General features: G+C 35.5%; 15 protein-coding genes. All 15 read left to right on the forward strand.

Translation table 11 applies throughout. The annotated features are described in order from the left end of the window. The first annotated feature begins 357 nt into the window (after nucleotides 1-357). Nucleotides 358-2,808, forward strand: a complete 2,451-nt coding sequence (gene spoIIE / locus QQS35_RS08575) for a stage II sporulation protein E (protein WP_285931555.1) — start codon at nucleotides 358-360, stop codon at nucleotides 2,806-2,808. 125 nt (nucleotides 2,809-2,933) lie between these two features. Beyond that, complete coding sequence (locus tag QQS35_RS08580) at nucleotides 2,934-3,674, forward strand: VWA domain-containing protein (protein ID WP_285931557.1); 741 nt, start codon at nucleotides 2,934-2,936, stop codon at nucleotides 3,672-3,674. Then, entirely contained in the window at nucleotides 3,643-4,626 is a 984-nt protein-coding gene (locus tag QQS35_RS08585; RefSeq protein ID WP_285931558.1) for a serine/threonine-protein kinase, read from the forward strand. The genes QQS35_RS08580 and QQS35_RS08585 overlap by 32 nt, the downstream gene beginning before the upstream one ends. 137 nt (nucleotides 4,627-4,763) lie before the next feature. Beyond that, nucleotides 4,764-6,152, forward strand: coding sequence for a tRNA lysidine(34) synthetase TilS (tilS, locus tag QQS35_RS08590; RefSeq protein ID WP_285931559.1), 1,389 nt, complete (start codon nucleotides 4,764-4,766; stop codon nucleotides 6,150-6,152). 12 nt (nucleotides 6,153-6,164) lie between these two features. After that, complete coding sequence (gene hpt, locus QQS35_RS08595; RefSeq protein ID WP_285931560.1) at nucleotides 6,165-6,707, forward strand: hypoxanthine phosphoribosyltransferase; 543 nt, start codon at nucleotides 6,165-6,167, stop codon at nucleotides 6,705-6,707. A gap of 130 nt (nucleotides 6,708-6,837) precedes the next feature. Beyond that, complete coding sequence (gene ftsH, locus QQS35_RS08600; RefSeq protein ID WP_285931562.1) at nucleotides 6,838-8,820, forward strand: ATP-dependent zinc metalloprotease FtsH; 1,983 nt, start codon at nucleotides 6,838-6,840, stop codon at nucleotides 8,818-8,820. Between the two features lie 449 nt (nucleotides 8,821-9,269). Beyond that, a complete protein-coding gene (locus QQS35_RS08605) occupies nucleotides 9,270-10,052 on the forward strand; it encodes a type III pantothenate kinase (RefSeq protein ID WP_285931563.1) in 783 nt (260 codons plus the stop codon). A 15-nt stretch (nucleotides 10,053-10,067) separates the two neighbouring features. After that, nucleotides 10,068-10,940: an Hsp33 family molecular chaperone HslO gene (gene hslO, locus QQS35_RS08610; RefSeq protein WP_285931564.1), complete on the forward strand. Its 873-nt coding sequence runs from the start codon at nucleotides 10,068-10,070 to the stop codon at nucleotides 10,938-10,940. A gap of 14 nt (nucleotides 10,941-10,954) precedes the next feature. Beyond that, nucleotides 10,955-11,854, forward strand: a complete 900-nt coding sequence (locus QQS35_RS08615; RefSeq protein ID WP_285931565.1) for a peptidylprolyl isomerase — start codon at nucleotides 10,955-10,957, stop codon at nucleotides 11,852-11,854. A 109-nt stretch (nucleotides 11,855-11,963) separates the two neighbouring features. Then, the gene (gene cysK, locus QQS35_RS08620; protein WP_285931566.1) at nucleotides 11,964-12,893 is read left to right on the forward strand and encodes a cysteine synthase A; all 930 of its coding nucleotides are present in this window, start codon (nucleotides 11,964-11,966) and stop codon (nucleotides 12,891-12,893) included. A 435-nt stretch (nucleotides 12,894-13,328) separates the two neighbouring features. Then, nucleotides 13,329-14,165 carry a dihydropteroate synthase gene (gene folP / locus QQS35_RS08625; RefSeq protein ID WP_285931567.1) on the forward strand — a complete coding sequence of 279 codons (837 nt, stop codon included), beginning with the start codon at nucleotides 13,329-13,331 and terminating at the stop codon, nucleotides 14,163-14,165. Further along, nucleotides 14,158-14,523, forward strand: a complete 366-nt coding sequence (gene folB, locus QQS35_RS08630; RefSeq protein WP_285931568.1) for a dihydroneopterin aldolase — start codon at nucleotides 14,158-14,160, stop codon at nucleotides 14,521-14,523. The genes folP and folB overlap by 8 nt, the downstream gene beginning before the upstream one ends. Then, nucleotides 14,520-15,032 carry a 2-amino-4-hydroxy-6-hydroxymethyldihydropteridine diphosphokinase gene (folK, locus tag QQS35_RS08635; protein ID WP_285931569.1) on the forward strand — a complete coding sequence of 171 codons (513 nt, stop codon included), beginning with the start codon at nucleotides 14,520-14,522 and terminating at the stop codon, nucleotides 15,030-15,032. The genes folB and folK overlap by 4 nt, the downstream gene beginning before the upstream one ends. Continuing rightward, a complete protein-coding gene (locus QQS35_RS08640) occupies nucleotides 15,002-15,208 on the forward strand; it encodes a helix-turn-helix domain-containing protein (protein ID WP_285931571.1) in 207 nt (68 codons plus the stop codon). Before folK ends, QQS35_RS08640 begins: the two co-directional genes overlap by 31 nt. Nucleotides 15,209-15,847: 639 nt before the next feature. Next, nucleotides 15,848-17,332: a lysine--tRNA ligase gene (gene lysS, locus QQS35_RS08645; protein ID WP_285931573.1), complete on the forward strand. Its 1,485-nt coding sequence runs from the start codon at nucleotides 15,848-15,850 to the stop codon at nucleotides 17,330-17,332. Nucleotides 17,333-17,774: the final 442 nt, after the last annotated feature.

Genomic DNA, 17,774 nt, shown 5'->3' on the forward strand with positions numbered 1-17,774 from the left:
ACGTTCAGCTCCACTACATGTTTGTATTATCCTGCAATGCTGTAAAAAATAGGAAATCAAATACCGTCAATGATATATTTTCTGCATTTTCACCTCTATCTTTCGTCAAAAAATAAAAACAATGTAAGGATGCTTATCCCGCTTATACCTCTATGATACACACGATATTGCAATGTTTAAGAATTTATTTTAAAGAGTAGCAATCGACATAAAGAGGAAGGTTGTCTTGATTTTTATGTTGAAACGGGTTCAGATGTCTAGAAAGGAGTCGAACATTTTTGTACGGCATTTCTTAAGTTTTGACAAAAAAATAAAAAGTAGTGTGATTTAATGGACAACAAGAAGGAGTGGTGCATAATGATGGATTCAGCAACCGGTAACGAATCCAAGCAAATAGTTGTTCATAATAAAAATATAGACTTATGGAAGCGAAGGTTTGGGGAGAAGACGAAATTATTTTTCCTTGAAAAAGGTTGGCTGTTATTTATTGTCGGTTTCCTATTAGGACGAGCAATTGTGCTCTCTTCCTTGTCGCCTTTTGCCCTTGCCTTTCTCGCTTCTGTATGGTTTATGAGGAAGGAAAAATCCTTTAAATTAATGCTTGCAACGATAGCAGGAAGTATCACTTTGGGTTGGGAACATGGACTATATATAGGAACGACAATGGTAGTTTTTATTTTTTTGGTTTCTTTTTTTAAACATATGGAACATCAACAAAAAATAATACCAATCGTTGTCTTTTTTTCTAGTATATTAGCCCGTATCTTTCATTATTCATTATTTGAACAAGTTACTTCGTATGAATGGATGTTGGCTGGTGTAGAAGCGGTGTTAAGTTCTGTCTTAGTACTTATTTTTATGCAAAGCATTCCACTTTTATCACCAAAAAGGTACAAACCAACTTTAAAAAATGAAGAAATTGTTTGTATGATTATTTTACTAGCGTCAGTCTTAACAGGAACGATTGGTTGGGATATTCAAGGAGCATCGATAGAGCAAATCACATCACGTTATCTTGTCTTATGGTTATCTTATGTGGGAGGAGCGGCAATAGGTTCGACGGTTGGTGTAGTAGCAGGATTGATCTTAAGCTTAGCTAATGTCGCTAGTCTCTATCAAATGAGTTTACTCGCATTTTCTGGTTTGCTAGGGGGCCTCCTGAAAGACGGGAAAAAAGTAGGGGTTGGGATAGGTTTACTCGTTGGTACAATGTTAATAGGCATATACGGCGAAGGAGTAAATGCGCTCTTACCATCACTTATGGAATCAGGGATTGCTATTATCCTATTTTTCTGTACACCTGAAAGTTGGATTAAAAAGTTATCTAGATATATACCAGGTACAGTAGAACATTCAAAAGAACAGGAGCAATACTTACAAAAAGTTCGTGACGTAACAGCCAATCGGGTTGAGCAGTTTTCAAATGTCTTTCAAGCACTATCTAAGAGCTTCACTTTGGAGCAAAAAACGGTATTAGAAGAAGAAGATACAAAAGAAACGGATTATTTCCTTAGTAATGTAACAGAAAAAACATGTCAAACTTGTTTCAAAAAAGAATGGTGTTGGGCGCAACAGTTTGATAAAACATATGGACTAATGACGGACTTGAAAGGCGAACTTGAGGATGGAAATCATCCAAATAAAGTGCTACAAACTAATTTTGAAAACCATTGTATAAAATCAAAAAAGGTAATTGATACCATGAAACAAGAGTTATCTTTTTATGAAGCAAATCAAAAGTTAAAAAAACAAGTGAGTGAAAGTAGACGGTTTGTAGCTGATCAACTACTAGGGGTATCGGAAGTAATGGATAACTTTGCAAAAGAGATATTAAAAGAAAGAGAGAATCATGAACAACAAGAGGTAGAAATTGTTGCAGCATTAAAACACATGGGAATTGAAATAGATAAGCTGGATATTTATAGCTTGGAAAAAGGTAATGTTGATATTGAAATGAATTTATCTTTTTATCATTACCATGGGGAGGGTCCGAAATTAATAGCGCCAATGTTATCTGATATTTTAAAGGAAACAATCGTTGTTAAGGACGAAGAAGTTTCACCTCTTCCAAATGGGTACTGTTATTTTTCTTTTGGATCGGCAAAGAAATATGTTATAGAGACGGGGGTTTCTCATGCGGCTAAAGGAGGAGGTTTAGTATCTGGAGATAGTTATTCAACAATAGAAATAGGTGCGGGTAAATATGCGATGGCAATTAGTGATGGTATGGGTAATGGAGAGCGCGCCCATGAAGAAAGCACAGAAACATTAAGACTGCTTCAACAAATTTTACAGTCAGGTATACAGGAACAGGTGGCAATTAAATCGATAAATTCTATCCTATCATTGCGTACAAGTGATGAGATATTCTCTACATTGGATTTAGCAATGATTGATTTACACAACGCCGCTATTCGTTTTTTGAAAATTGGTTCCACACCAAGCTTTATTAAAAGAGGGAGTAAAATACACAAGGTAGAAGCTAGTAATCTTCCAATTGGTATTATACAAGAATTTGATGTAGAAGTTGTTAGCGATCAGTTAAAAGCAGGTGATTTACTCATTATGATGAGTGATGGCATATTTGAAGGACCAAAAGATATTGAAAATGTAGATATGTGGTTAAAAAGAAAAATAAAAGAGATGGAAACCGATGATCCTCAAGAGATGGCTGATTTAATTTTAGAAGAAGTAGTAAGAACTAGGTCAGGCCATATTGAAGATGATATGACGGTGCTTGTAGCAAGAATCGATAAAAATAATCCTAAATGGGCAGCGTTTCCTGCTTATCATAGTGAAGCAAATTAGAGGCATATCTATTAAATTATGTTAAAGGTATAACTTCCTTCTATATTGGCGACAATGATGATAATTAAAGCTTTAACATGTTGGAGCTTATTCATTTTTGGTTAAAAGGAGGAGGAGTTACACAAATGAAAAAAGGAACGCTGAAACAAATACTTTTAATAACAGATGGGTGCTCAAATAAGGGTGAAGATCCATCCGCAGTTGCTGCATTAGCTTCTCAACAAGGAATAACAGTAAATGTAATTGGTGTGTTAGAGGATGATCAAAGTGAAGACCCTACAGGTTTGCAAGAAGTAGAGGATATTGCCATGTCTGGTGGTGGTGTTAGTCAAATAGTTTATAAACAAGCTTTATCACAAACGGTTCAAACAGTGACTAAACAAGCAATGACTCAAACTTTGCAAGGTGTTGTTAATCAAGAATTAAAACAAATTCTTGGTCCTAATGATAGTTTAGAGGAACTTCCTCCGGAACAACGTGGGGAGATTATGGAAGTTGTAGAGGATTTAGGTGAGACTTGTGACTTGGAAGTGCTTGTTTTAGTAGATACGAGTGCAAGTATGCATAATAAATTACCTACTGTCCTAGAGGCATTAATAGATTTATCAGTTAGTATGAATGCAAGGATTGGTCGTAACAGGTTTTCGATATACTCTTTCCCGGGTAAAAAGAAAGATATTGATAAAGTGTTAGATTGGTCTCCGAAATTGGATTCAATCTCTTCGGTGTTTCCTAAATTAACAAGTGGTGGAATCACGCCAACGGGACCAGCGCTAAAAGAAGCGATGTACCAATTTGGAAAGAAAAGCTTACGAAGGAGCTTTATGAGAAAAGATGAACCAAACATCGAAGAAGCAGGGTATTAGTTTTAAATCTGGAGATATTATAAATGGAAAATGGCATCATCAACGTTATGTCATTTTAAAGCAGTTAGGCCAAGGAGCAATTGGTTCGGTATATCTATGTGATAACAATGGAAAAAAAGTAGCTTTGAAGATTAGCGATAAAGGCTCATCTGTTACAATGGAAGTAAATGTACTAAAAACATTTCAAAAGGTCCAGGGGAATCGCCTTGGACCTTCTTTGTTAGATGTTGATGATTGGGTTAATCCTAATGGTAAGCCATATGCTTTTTATGTGATGGAGTATTTAAGAGGTACCGAATTATCTACCTTCATTCGTAACAGTGGGCAAGAATGGTTAGGAATTCTAATGTTACAATTATTAGATGATTTAACTAGTTTACATAAAGAAGGGTGGGTGTTTGGAGATCTTAAAACAGAAAATTTAATTGTCACATACCCCCCACCGAGATTGCGGTGGATAGACGTTGGTGGAACCACACAAATAGGAAGATCTATAAAGGAATATACTGAATTTTTCGATCGAGGTTATTGGAATATGGGTTCAAGAAAGGCAGAACCTAGTTATGATTTATTCGCTTTAGCAATGATAATGATACAAAGCTATCATCCTAACCGTTTTGAACGAGGTCATACCCCAAAGAAAACACTGCTTAAGAAATTACAACATACCAGTCAATTGAAGTTATATGAACCTTGCTTATATAAGGCATTAACGGGTGAATATACTTCTAGTGAGCAAATGAAACAAGATTTATCTAAGCTTTTAATGAAGCGAGAATCTACAAGAGCGAATCACACTAAATCAACAACTAGAGCGACAAATCAAACTAGAAGGCCAAATCCCACACCGACAAATAAATCAAAAGAAACAAATAATCACCCAATGCTAGAATCTTTTGGTATCATTGTAGTAGTGTTCCTTTTTTACTTGTTCTACCTATTACTTAGGTAACTGAATTTTTGATAGATGGCCAAGAACTTCAATACTCACCAATCACATCAATAATCTTTCATTTCATTTTTATTAAGAAAATGATAGGATAGACAAGTTAAAAGAACGCTATGGCAACTTAATGGAGTGGTCTTTGCATGGAGAAGCAAGTAAATGAATTTATTAGAAAAAATAGATTGTTACACAGGAATGCCACTGTACTTGTTGGTGTCTCAGGGGGACCTGATTCGATGGCGCTTCTCCATTATATGTTCTCTATTAAAGAGGAGTGGAGCTTACGAATTATCGCTTTATCTATCGATCACGGATTAAGAGGCGAGCAATCTAAACAAGATGTTCAGTATGTAAAAAAAGTTTGTGAAAATTGGAATATTGATTTTTATGAAACTAATCTGGATGTTAAATCGTATAAGCGAGATGAGGGTAAGGGAACACAACTTGCTGCTAGGGAACTTAGGTATCGTTTTTTTGAGGAACAGATGAAACACCATAACGCTGATTATCTAGCTTTGGGACACCATGGTGATGACCAAGCCGAGACAATAATCATGCGTTTAGTAAGAGGCACAAACCCTTCTTCTTTAATTGGGATTCCGATGAAAAGACAATTAGGTAAAGGATATCTTATTCGACCTTTTTTATGCTTATCAAAGGAAATGATTGAATCTTATTGTAGGGAAAATGGGATTAAGCCAAGAAGAGACAGTTCAAATGATGATGATGTGTACACAAGAAATTATTTTAGGATACATGTTCTTCCTTTACTTCAAAAACAAAATCCTAACTTACATAGGAATTTGCAAAGGCTCAGCGAATCCATTATGAATGATGAAGAATTTTTAAAAGATCAAGCTGAACAACTCATAAATAAGCTAATCAAATTTCATAAGGAACCTAGAGAAGCAAGTTTTCAACTTAATGATTTTTTGCAATATCCATATGCTTTACAAAGGCGTGCCTTTCATCTAATATTGAATTATCTATACCATACTTTGCCCGATGGCTTGACTTTTGTTCATGAAGATCAATTTTTCAGTTTATTACATAGTAATAAGGCAAATATTACAATTGAATTACCTAAGAGTTTAAAAATGAGTAAAGTGTATCAGACAATTGGATTTAGCTTCCAAGAATCAATTTCAACTGATTATGTAGAATATCTAGATGTCCCAGGAAGAGTCGTTCTTTCAGATGGGGCGGTGATAACTGCGTCTATAATTAGCAGGTCGTATCAAAATTCCAAATATATTATGACTTGTAATATAGATGAGTTCCGGTTACCTTTAATGATCCGCAACAGAAGACCTGGAGATAGAATAAAGATTAAAGGATTAAGCGGAACTAAAAAGGTAAAGGATATCTTTATTGATGAAAAGATTCCCATTCATCTTAGGAATTCGTGGCCAATTGTAATTGATCAGGATGGTAAGTTAGTGTGGTTGGTAGGACTGAAAAAAGGAACTACGAATGGTAACAAAGAGTCTGAAAGCTTTCTTCAATTGCAGTACACAAAAGGCAACATGTAGGAGGATCATGAAATGCATAATGATATAGAGAAAATATTAATATCTAAGGAAGAAATTGAGGAAAAGTGTAAAGAACTCGGAGCACAATTAACACAAGAGTATGAAGGTAAATTCCCATTAGCTATTGGCGTTCTTAAAGGAGCACTACCCTTTATGGCAGATGTCCTTCGCCATACTGAAGTTCACTTAGAAATGGACTTTATGGACGTATCTAGTTATGGCGGTGAGATGCGCTCAACTGGGGAAGTGAAGATCGTTAAGGATTTAGATACAAAAGTAGAGGGAAGAGATCTTCTAATAATTGAAGATATTATTGATAGTGGTTTGACTTTAAGCTATTTAGTTGATTTATTTAAATATCGAAAAGCAAATTCAATCAAAATCGTAACATTGTTAGATAAACCCGAGGGACGTACTGCTGATATAACTGCGGATGTAGTAGGGTTTCAAGTGCCAAATGAATTCGTGGTTGGATACGGTCTTGATTATCAAGAAAAATTTCGTAACCTTCCATATATAGGTGTACTAAAACCTAGAGTGTATGGTGGAGAATAAAACCAATAATAATCAGGAATGAGTCGTAGAAATGTAACATATCATAAAAAGGTGATTGTAAATAGTTGTATTCGCCCTTTTTTATATGATACTATTTACTATAGTTTTCTCGCTTGGGAGGAGGTAGGCAATGAATCGAATATTTCGGAACGTAATTTTTTACTTCCTAATATTCCTAGTAGTAATTGGAGTAGTTGGAGTATTTAATGGACAAAACAATCAACAAGAAGAATATAATGTAAATCAGTTTATGCAGGCCCTTCAAGATGGTGGTATCACAAACATGGAGATGCGTCCATCAAATGGTGTCTATCAAATTTCTGGAGAGTTATCAGATGAAACAACATTTGTTACAAATGTTCCTGATAATCCAGATATTGTCTCACGTATTATAGAAGTTGGAAGAGAACAGAATATATTAAGTGTTCAAGAAGAAGAACAACCAAGCGGGTGGGTAACATTTTTAACTACCATGATACCGTTTGTTATCATATTCATCTTATTCTTTTTCCTACTTAACCAAGCTCAGGGCGGCGGAAGTCGTGTTATGAACTTTGGTAAGAGTAAGGCGAAGATGTATAGTGAAGAGAAAAAGAAAGTGCGTTTTAAAGATGTTGCAGGGGCCGATGAGGAGAAACAAGAACTTGTCGAAGTGGTTGATTTCTTAAAAGACCCTCGTAAGTTTACTGCAATTGGGGCGAAAATACCTAAAGGGGTTTTATTAGTAGGGCCTCCAGGTACAGGTAAAACGCTTCTAGCACGTGCTGTAGCGGGTGAAGCGGGTACACCATTTTTCTCTATAAGTGGTTCAGACTTCGTAGAGATGTTTGTTGGTGTTGGTGCCTCTCGTGTACGTGACTTATTTGAAAATGCAAAGAAAAATGCGCCTTGTATTATCTTTATTGATGAGATTGATGCTGTTGGTAGACAACGTGGAGCAGGTGTTGGTGGTGGGCACGATGAACGCGAGCAAACCTTAAACCAACTGCTAGTTGAAATGGATGGATTTGGCGAAAATGAAGGTATTATTATCATTGCCGCAACGAACCGTCCTGACATATTAGACCCAGCGTTGTTACGTCCAGGTCGTTTTGACCGTCAAATTACAGTAGATCGTCCAGACTTACGAGGACGTGAAGATGTTCTTAAAGTCCATGCGAGAGATAAACCTCTAGCAGACGATGTAGAACTTAAAACAATTGCAGCTAGAACACCAGGATTTTCTGGTGCGGATTTAGAAAATTTATTAAATGAAGCAGCTCTTGTTGCTGCTAGAACTGATAAAACGAAAATCGAAATGGAAGACGTTGATGAAGCGATTGACCGCGTCATTGCAGGTCCAGCCAAAAAGAGCAGGGTGATTTCTAAGAAAGAACGGAACATCGTTGCTTATCACGAGAGTGGGCATACCATTATTGGAATGGTACTAGATGATGCTGATATGGTACATAAGGTTACTATCGTACCGAGGGGTCAAGCTGGTGGATATGCAGTTATGCTTCCAAAAGAAGATCGTTATTTCATGACTAAACCAGAATTGTTTGATAAAATAACAGGGTTGTTGGGTGGCCGCGTAGCTGAAGAAGTAATATTCGGTGAAGTTAGCACAGGTGCACATAACGACTTCCAACGTGCTACAAGTATTGCTCGGAAAATGATTACTGAATATGGTATGAGTGATAAAATTGGCCCATTACAGTTTGGTAGCTCAGGTGGTCAAGTATTCTTAGGTAGAGACATGCAAAACGAACAGAACTATAGTGATGCAATTGCCTATGAAATAGATCAAGAAATGCAAAACTTTATTAATCAGTGTTATGTACGTGCGAAACAAATTTTAACCGAGAACAAAGATAAGTTAGAATTAATTGCACAATCACTACTTGAAGTAGAGACGCTTGATGCTTCACAAATAAAATCATTATTTGAAGATGGTAAGATGCCTGACCCGGTTGTATCGGATCAAGATGGTGATAATAAGAAAGATGTAACTTCTGAAAAATCATCCGATCAAAAAGATGTTCGTGTAAATATTCAATCTAAGTCTGAAGATGCAGATAGTGTTACCGAACAAAACGATGATAATAACGATGATGAAAATAAAAAAGAATAGTAAAATAAAAAATTGCCTCCTTTTATAGGAGGCTATTTTTTTTAGAATCAATATACGATATACTTCATTTTCTATTCTCTTTCAAGGGGAGATCATTTTTCTGCGGTACAGTTAGCAAATGATAAAAAGGTTAGGAAATAATTTTTAGTAAGTTTTATCACTATTTAATTATCGTAGTTGATCAAAAAACCAGGGTTTTGCCAAACAACATAAGTGAAATTTGATCCCTTTATTATCACTCATCTTATAAAGAACGGAAGGAAATTAACATAGCAGTTACGGAGGTTCTATAGACTATTTAGTTATTAACAAAGAAAAACGCTAAAGTGTTAAGCATTTCAGATGTACTTTAGGTGAAAAATGTTTAAAATAAGCAAGATAGATAAGCTATATTATAAATGATATGATTAATCATAAAAGAAATAGTGATAGATTGGTGGAAAAGCAAAATGATTTTTGTATTAGATGTAGGTAATACCAATACGGTACTTGGTGTATTTGAAAATGAGCAATTGAAGTATCAATGGCGAATTAAGACAGATCGATACAAAACAGAAGATGAATATGCGATGTTAATAAAAACATTGTTAGAACATGAAGGTTTAACTTTTTCGGATATATCTGGAATTATCATCTCTTCTGTTGTACCACCAATTATGTTTGCTCTTGATCGTATGTCACAAAAGTATTTCCACAAAAAGCCAATGGTGATTGGAGATGAAGTAATTAATCCTCATTTAAAAATGAAATATCCAAATCCTAAAGAAATTGGTGCGGATAGAATTGTAAATGCGGTTGGAGCAATACAAGAGCACGGATCACCATTAATAATCATTGATTTTGGTACAGCTACCACCTACTGTTATGTGAATGAACATAGTGAATATGTAGGGGGTGCGATTGCTCCAGGTATAAATATATCGTTAGAAGCTCTGTATGCAAAGGCTGCAAAACTACCTAAAGTTGAAATCAAAAATCCTGGAGAAGTTGTTGGTTCATCTACTGTTGAGGCTATGCAATCTGGGGTATACTTTGGATATGTCGGTCAAGTAGATGAAGTTGTAAGGCGAATAAAAAAACAGGCGAATAAACCACCGAAAGTAATTGCAACAGGTGGCTTAGCGAAGTTGATAGAAACAGACTCGAGTACAATTGATTTAGTGGACCCAGCATTGACACTAAAAGGTTTATATTATATTTATAAAAAAAATGAAAAATCAATACAAGAATAAGGAGTATGATACAAGATGGGAGACCATTTAATAAAAGCGACAGCATTTGAAGGCACAATTAGAGCATACGCGATACAATCAACAGATACAGTGGAAGAAGCAAGAGTAAGACAAGATAGCTGGGCAACTGCGTCTGCGGCCCTAGGTCGAACTATTACAATTACAGCAATGATGGGTGCTATGTTAAAAGGTAAAGACAAATTAACAATTAAATTAGAGGGAAATGGCCCTACTGGACCGATTATTGTCGATACTAATTCCCAAGGTGAGGTAAGAGGGTATATCACAAATCCACATGTTGATTTTGACTTGAATAGTAATGGAAAACTAGATGTTGCTCGAGCTGTGGGAACAGAAGGAAACCTTAGCGTAGTAAAAGATTTAGGGTTAAAAGAACATTTTACTGGTCAAGTACCAATTGTATCCGGGGAAATAAGTGAAGATTTCACGTACTATTTTGCAAACTCAGAACAAGTACCATCCGCAGTAGGTGCTGGGGTTCTTGTTAATCCAGATCACTCTATACTAGCTGCAGGTGGATTTATACTACAGGTGCTTCCTGGAGCTAGTGAGGATACGATTGGCTTAATGGAAGATCGTATTAAGTCTATTCCGTCTATATCTAGTTTAGTAAGGGACGGTAATTCTCCAGAAGATATTTTGAAAAAGTTACTTGGAGAAGAAAATATCAAAATACATGAAAGCCTTCCAGTTAAATATAGTTGTCACTGTTCTAGAGAAAGAATAGAACGTGGAATCAAAAGTCTTGGAGATGAGGAAATAAACCTAATGATTAAAGAGGACAATGGAGCAGAGGCTACTTGTCATTTCTGTAATGAGCAATATGTTTTTAGTGCAGATGATTTACATGCATTAAAAGCGGATTAAGGAGAGATTGTGGCATGACAAGGAAGTTACTCTTGGGGATGGTTATTCTTCTATTGGTTACAAATTTAACTACAGTAGCTGTTTGGATTAATGATAGGGCAGGAGGAACCAACGAGGATTTTAGTATCGAGGTTGATAAAAAGAATCCTGTTGCAACAGTTGGAAATCAAGAAATTAAATACAGGGAATGGACGAATGCTCTAGAGTCAGAATACGGAAAAGAAATCTTAACAACAATGATTAACAAGGAAGTAGTTTATCAACTAGCTGAAGAAAAGAATATTGAAATAAGTAACAAGTTAATTGAAAGAGAATTATCATTGTTATATACCATGCACGGAGTAATGAGTAAAGATGAAATTGAAAAACGAAAAGCAGAGTGGACCGAGGAGATTACGTATCGATTATATTTAGAAGCTTTATTGACGGAGGCGGTAGAGGTCCCCGAAATTCTTATAGATGATTATTATGAAGACAACCAAAACCAATATGAATTTGTAGAATCAATTCAACTTTCCCACGTTTTGGTAAATGATAAAGCGACTGCTGATAGATTCATAAGTGAACTAGAAGATGGTGCAACATTTGCTTCTTTAGCAAGAGAATATTCTGTCGATGAAGATTCTAGAAATGCTGGTGGATACTTAGGCTTCTTTACAGCTGATAGTGATTATCTTCCCTCGGGTTATTATGACAAAGCAATGGAAATGAAGGAACATTCCTATAGTGATCCATTCCTAGTAGGAAATGAGGTTGCAATTATTTATCTCCATCGTATGTTACCAGATGTTTCATTTACATATGATGAGTTGAAAGTCCAAATTAAGCGTGAACTAGCACTCGAGCAAATAGAAGCTAATATTTCTGCAAGCTCACTTTGGGAAGAATTATCAATCGAATGGATCTATGAATGAAATAATTAAAAAATTATAAATTTTCCAGCTAATTAGTTGACTTTTATAGTCTAGATATCGTACATTGATATTAAATCCAATAAAAATACTTGGAATTAGGAGTGATAAAATGAAAGTAGCACAGTCAATAGCAGAATTAATAGGTAATACACCGATAGTAAAACTTAACCGCACAGCAGACCCAGAAGGAGCAGAAATTTACCTAAAACTAGAGTTTATGAACCCTGGTAGCTCTGTAAAGGATCGTATTGCATTAGCAATGATTGAGGCTGCAGAAAAATCAGGAGATTTAAAAGAAGGCGACACGATTATTGAACCGACAAGTGGTAATACTGGTATTGGTATTGCGTTAGTAGCTGCTATCAAAGGGTACAAAGCAATCCTTGTGATGCCTGATACTATGAGTTTGGAACGTCGTAACTTACTTCGTGCCTACGGGTCAGAATTAGTACTTACACCTGGTGCCGATGGAATGAAGGGTGCAATTAAAAAAGCGGAAGAATTGCAAAAAGAGAATGGTTACTTTATGCCACAACAATTTAATAATCAAGCTAACCCAGAGGTTCATGCTCGTACAACAGGTAATGAAATAGTTGAACAAATGGGTGATCAGTTAGATGCCTTTGTATCTGGAATTGGAACTGGTGGAACTATTACAGGTGCTGGTAAAGTGTTAAAAGAAAAATATAAAGACATTAAAATTTATGCTGTAGAACCAGAGGGATCGGCAATTTTATCTGGTGGCAAACCAGGACCTCATAAAATTCAAGGAATCGGGGCAGGATTTGTACCTGGAGTACTGAACACCGAAGTTTATGATGAGGTTATCACTGTAAGTAATGATGAAGCATATGAAACTGCTAGAGAGGCTGCTCGTAAAGACGGTTTATTAGGAGGCGTTTCCTCCGGTGCAGCGATTTACGCAGCAAAGCAAGTTGCTAAACAACTTGGTAAAGGTAAAAAGGTTTTAGCTGTAATACCAAGTAATGGAGAAAGATATTTATCAACACCTCTTTATCAGTTTGAAGAACAAGAGTAACTATTTTGAAGCGATCTCCTAGGAGGTCGCTTTTTTAAGCTAAGAAAGTATAAGAAATTAAAGATGTCTAGCTCCAGCGCCTACCTGAGTCAAACATCTTTGTGGTAATGAGCGCCACACTGATATTTTCCTTGGTGAGCACAAAGGAATGCTACATAGAAAGACATCCCAGAAACAAGGTTTTTTTCTTGTTTTGAAGACGTCCCACGCTATTCTTAAATCGGAAATTTTTGGGAATTCAATTCATAACTTATTAAAACTTGAGTCCAACCTCTCTGGATAAATTACTACATTTATTCTATCTAGATTACCAATACTCTAAGGTGAACACTCTACTGGGATTACAGTATGTATTAAAATACTCATATTCTACAACAAATTGTATATTTGTTGTAGAATGAGAAGTAAATCGTTTTAATAAGGATGAAAGTATATATGCAAAGATGGCTAATGACTAAGGAAAAAAAGTATAATTTAAATGAAAAAACGCTGATTATGGGTATATTAAATATAACTCCTGATTCTTTTTCCGATGGTGGTAAATTTAATAATCAGGAAACAGCCGTGAAGCAAGCGATGGACATGGAAAAAGCAGGTGCAGATATAATTGATATTGGTGGGGAATCTACAAGACCTGGACACCAACCTGTTACAGAAGAAGAAGAGCTTGAACGTGTTCTTCCAATTATAAGAAGCGTGAAAAAAGCGATTAACATTCCGATATCTATAGATACATATAAGGCAGAAACAGCTAAAAGAGCTGTAGAAGCCGGAGCATCAATCATTAACGACGTATGGGGTGCAAAAAAGCAACCAGAAATTGCAGAAGTAGCTGCTACGTATAATGTTCCAATCGTATTGATGCATAATAGAACTAATATGAATTATAATTCGCTTATTGAAGATATAAAAGATGATCTTCGACAAAGTATTGAAATTGTACGCCGTGCTGGTGTTGAGAAAGGTAATATTATCTTAGATCCGGGTATTGGCTTCGCTAAGACTGTGGAAGATAACTTGAACGTTCTGAAGAGACTAGATGAATTGAAAGATTTAGGATATCCGTTATTGCTTGGTACATCGCGAAAATCAATGATTGGAAATGTGTTGAACTTGCCAGCGAATCAAAGGGATGAAGGTACTGGGGCAACGGTTTGTTATGGAATAACAAAAGGAACCGATATTGTTAGAGTTCATAATGTGGAAATGTGTTTTCGAATGACAAAAATGATGGATGTCCTGATGGGAAAAGGTGGGAATTTAATTGGATAAAATATATCTTAATAAAATGAGTTTTTATGGCTACCATGGTTTATTCCCTGAAGAGAATAAACTAGGACAACGTTTTATTGTTGATTTGGTTTTAGAGGTCGATTTACAAAAAGCTGGTGAGTCTGATGACATGAATGATTCCATAAATTATGGAACTATTTTTCAAGTGACGCAAGAAGTTGTAGAAGGCAAGTCTCGTAATTTAGTGGAAGCTGTGGCAAATGATATTGCGGATAAATTATTTTCTACGTTTGCGAAATTATCTGCGTGTACAGTTAAGGTTTATAAGCCAGATCCTCCTATACCGGGTCATTATGAGTCCGTTGCTATTGAAATTCGGCGGGAGCGAGTAAGATGAATACAGTATATATAGCATTAGGGTCTAATATTAACCCGCGTTCAGCCTATCTGAACCAGGCGATAGATAACCTAAGGCTAAGTGAACATATTTTTGTTATAAGTTACTCACCAATTTATGAAACGGAACCTGTTGGGTATTTAGAGCAAGAGAATTTTCTGAATATGGTAATTGAAATTGAAACAAGTTTAGAACCCTTGGATTTACTTAATTACTGCAAAGGTATCGAGAAAAAAATAGGAAGAAAAAGGGGAGTTAGGTGGGGTCCAAGAGTAATAGACCTTGACATTTTATTATATAATCAAGAGAATATTAGAACGGAGCAACTAATCGTTCCTCATCCTAGAATGCACGAAAGAGCTTTTGTATTAATACCTTTAAAAGATGTGAACCCAAGCTTAAACATCCCCTCTTTAAACAAAAGTGTTGCATCTGTTCTAGATGAGGTTACAACACAAGAGAAAAAGGGAGTATATAAATGGTATCCATCCAATGGGGAAAACGAATAAAGGCTTATCGTAAATTAAAAGGGTACACGCAAATTCAATTTGCTAGGAAACTGGGTGTATCAGTATCAGTAATTGGAGAAGTTGAAAGAGGGACCAGGATTCCTAACTCCAATTTACTGAACCGGATAACGGACGTTCTAGATATTACAATAGAGGAATTGTATCCTCCAGAATAAATGTTATAATAAATTACTGTTTTAAAGATAAGGTGACTTTCTGTATTTAAAGGTTACTTTAAATAAAATCACCTTTCGAAACAAGGTTATTTATTGTTGCAAAGGCGCCCCGAGCTTGTCATTATTAGGAACGAATTAATTTTGTTCCAATTGCTAGTTTAAGTGTGAAGTTTAAAATCGATTCGAATGCTTTATAATAGAAGAAAGAAACAACAAACATGTAGATTTTTGGGCATACTTTGATAGATGCTTCTGAAATACAAACGCAGATATTATTTATTATTGCCCAGTAAAGTTAGCTACATGGAAATGAGAAAGCACGTGGTTTATCTTAAAGGACAAAAAGATAATGGTAAAGTAAAGTTAGAGAGATGTGAAAAATTAGAGGATACTCTTTATAGTTTTGAGATTGGTTAGAAAAGCTGGTAGAGTATCCTATTTAGTTTAACGTTGACACTTTGCTATTCGTTTTCTATACTAAACCTTAAGAGAAATGCTGCCAGTGCCAAACTGGCAGTTTTTTATTTAGAATAGTATATATATTTCTATTTAAAAAATTAATTACTATACTTGGTTTTTGCCAGTTAAAACGCTAATACATACATAAGTATAAATTTAATAAATGGAGTGAATTTGATAATGGCTGAAGAATTTAATGAACAGATGCAGGTTCGCAGAGAAAAATTACAGTCTTATAAAGAACAAGGAATTGATCCGTTTGGTGATAAATACGAACGTACACACCTAGCCGAGCAATTACAAGATGCTTATGAGCAATATTCTAAAGAAGAATTAGAAGAAAAAGCAATAGAGGTAACTATAGCAGGACGAGTCATGACGAAACGTGGAAAAGGAAAAGCTGGTTTTTCACATATTCAAGATTTAAGTGGTCAAATACAGTTATACGTTCGCAAAGACATGGTTGGTGATGAAGCGTATGGAATATTTAACACAGTTGATTTAGGAGATATTGTTGGTGTGACGGGTAAAGTATTTAAAACTAATGTTGGTGAGTTATCTGTTAAAGTAGTGAAATTTCAACTGTTAACAAAGTCTCTCCGTCCACTTCCTGAGAAATTCCATGGTTTAAAGGATGTTGAACAACGCTATCGTCAACGTTATCTTGATCTTATTACAAATCCGCAAAGCAAAGAAACGTTTGTGACAAGAAGTAAAATAATACAGGCGATGCGTAGATACTTAGACGGAGATGGTTTTTTGGAAGTTGAAACTCCAATGATGCATGGTATTGCAGGTGGGGCATCTGCGAGACCTTTCACAACACACCATAACGCATTAGATATACCATTATATATGAGAATTGCTATTGAGTTACACTTAAAGCGACTAATTGTTGGTGGGATGGAAAAGGTCTATGAAATAGGTCGTGTTTTTAGAAATGAAGGAGTGTCAACTAGACATAATCCAGAATTTACGATGTTAGAGTTATACGAGGCCTACGCAGATTATCATGATGTTATGGCCTTAGTTGAGAACATGGTTGCTCATATTGCAAAGGAAGTAACAGGTCAGACAATAGTTACTTATGGTGATTATGAAGTAAATCTTGAACCACAATGGACAAGACTTCACATGGTGGATGCAGTAAAACAACATACAGGAGTCGACTTCTGGAAGCACATGAGCGATGACGAAGCTAAAGAACTAGCTAAAGAACATGGAATCCAAATCAAAGATACAATGACATTTGGACATATTGTAAATGAATTTTTTGAGCAAAGGGTAGAGGAAAAGCTTATACAACCTACATTTGTTTATGGACACCCTTTGGAGATATCGCCACTTGCTAAGAAAAATGCAGAAGATGATAGGTTTACAGATCGATTTGAACTATTTATAGTTGGTCGTGAACACGCGAATGCTTTCTCTGAGCTAAATGATCCTATTGATCAACGTAAACGTTTTGAAGCTCAAGTGAAGGAAAAAGAAGAAGGTAATGATGAAGCGCATGAAATGGATGAAGATTTCCTAGAGGCCTTAGAATATGGTATGCCACCGACCGGTGGGTTAGGTATAGGAATTGACAGACTTGTAATGCTTTTAACGAATGCTCCATCAATTCGTGATGTATTGCTATTTCCACAAATGAGAAATCGAGACTAATATTATATAAGAACTCGTGTCTACTGTTGTCACGAGTTCTTATATAATAAATAGGTTATGTTTTAAATAATTTCTATTGTTAACGAACGGTTTTTAATAAATTCCAAGTTTTACTATGTATTAGACTATTGCTTTAGTGAGATAATCATGGTAAATTATTAAACGTTGCACAACGCAACTGAAGCACAATCTAATAATATGTTGACTAGATTTTAATAAGATGTTATATTAATGAGGTCGCAAATTTTGATTGATAAATGAATTGTTTTTAAAACATTTTAAAAAGTTATTGACAAACTCATTGTGACTTGATACAATATAAAAGTTGTCGCAAAAAAAACACCGCAACATTGATCTTTGAAAACTGAACAAAACAATCAGTATGTTAAGTAAGAAAAAAGCTAGTTAAGTAATGAGCAACCAAGCTCACATTTTATGGAGA

It is taken from the genome of Aquibacillus rhizosphaerae (assembly GCF_030282825.1).
Taxonomy (GTDB): Bacteria; Bacillota; Bacilli; order Bacillales; family Amphibacillaceae; genus Aquibacillus_C; species Aquibacillus_C rhizosphaerae.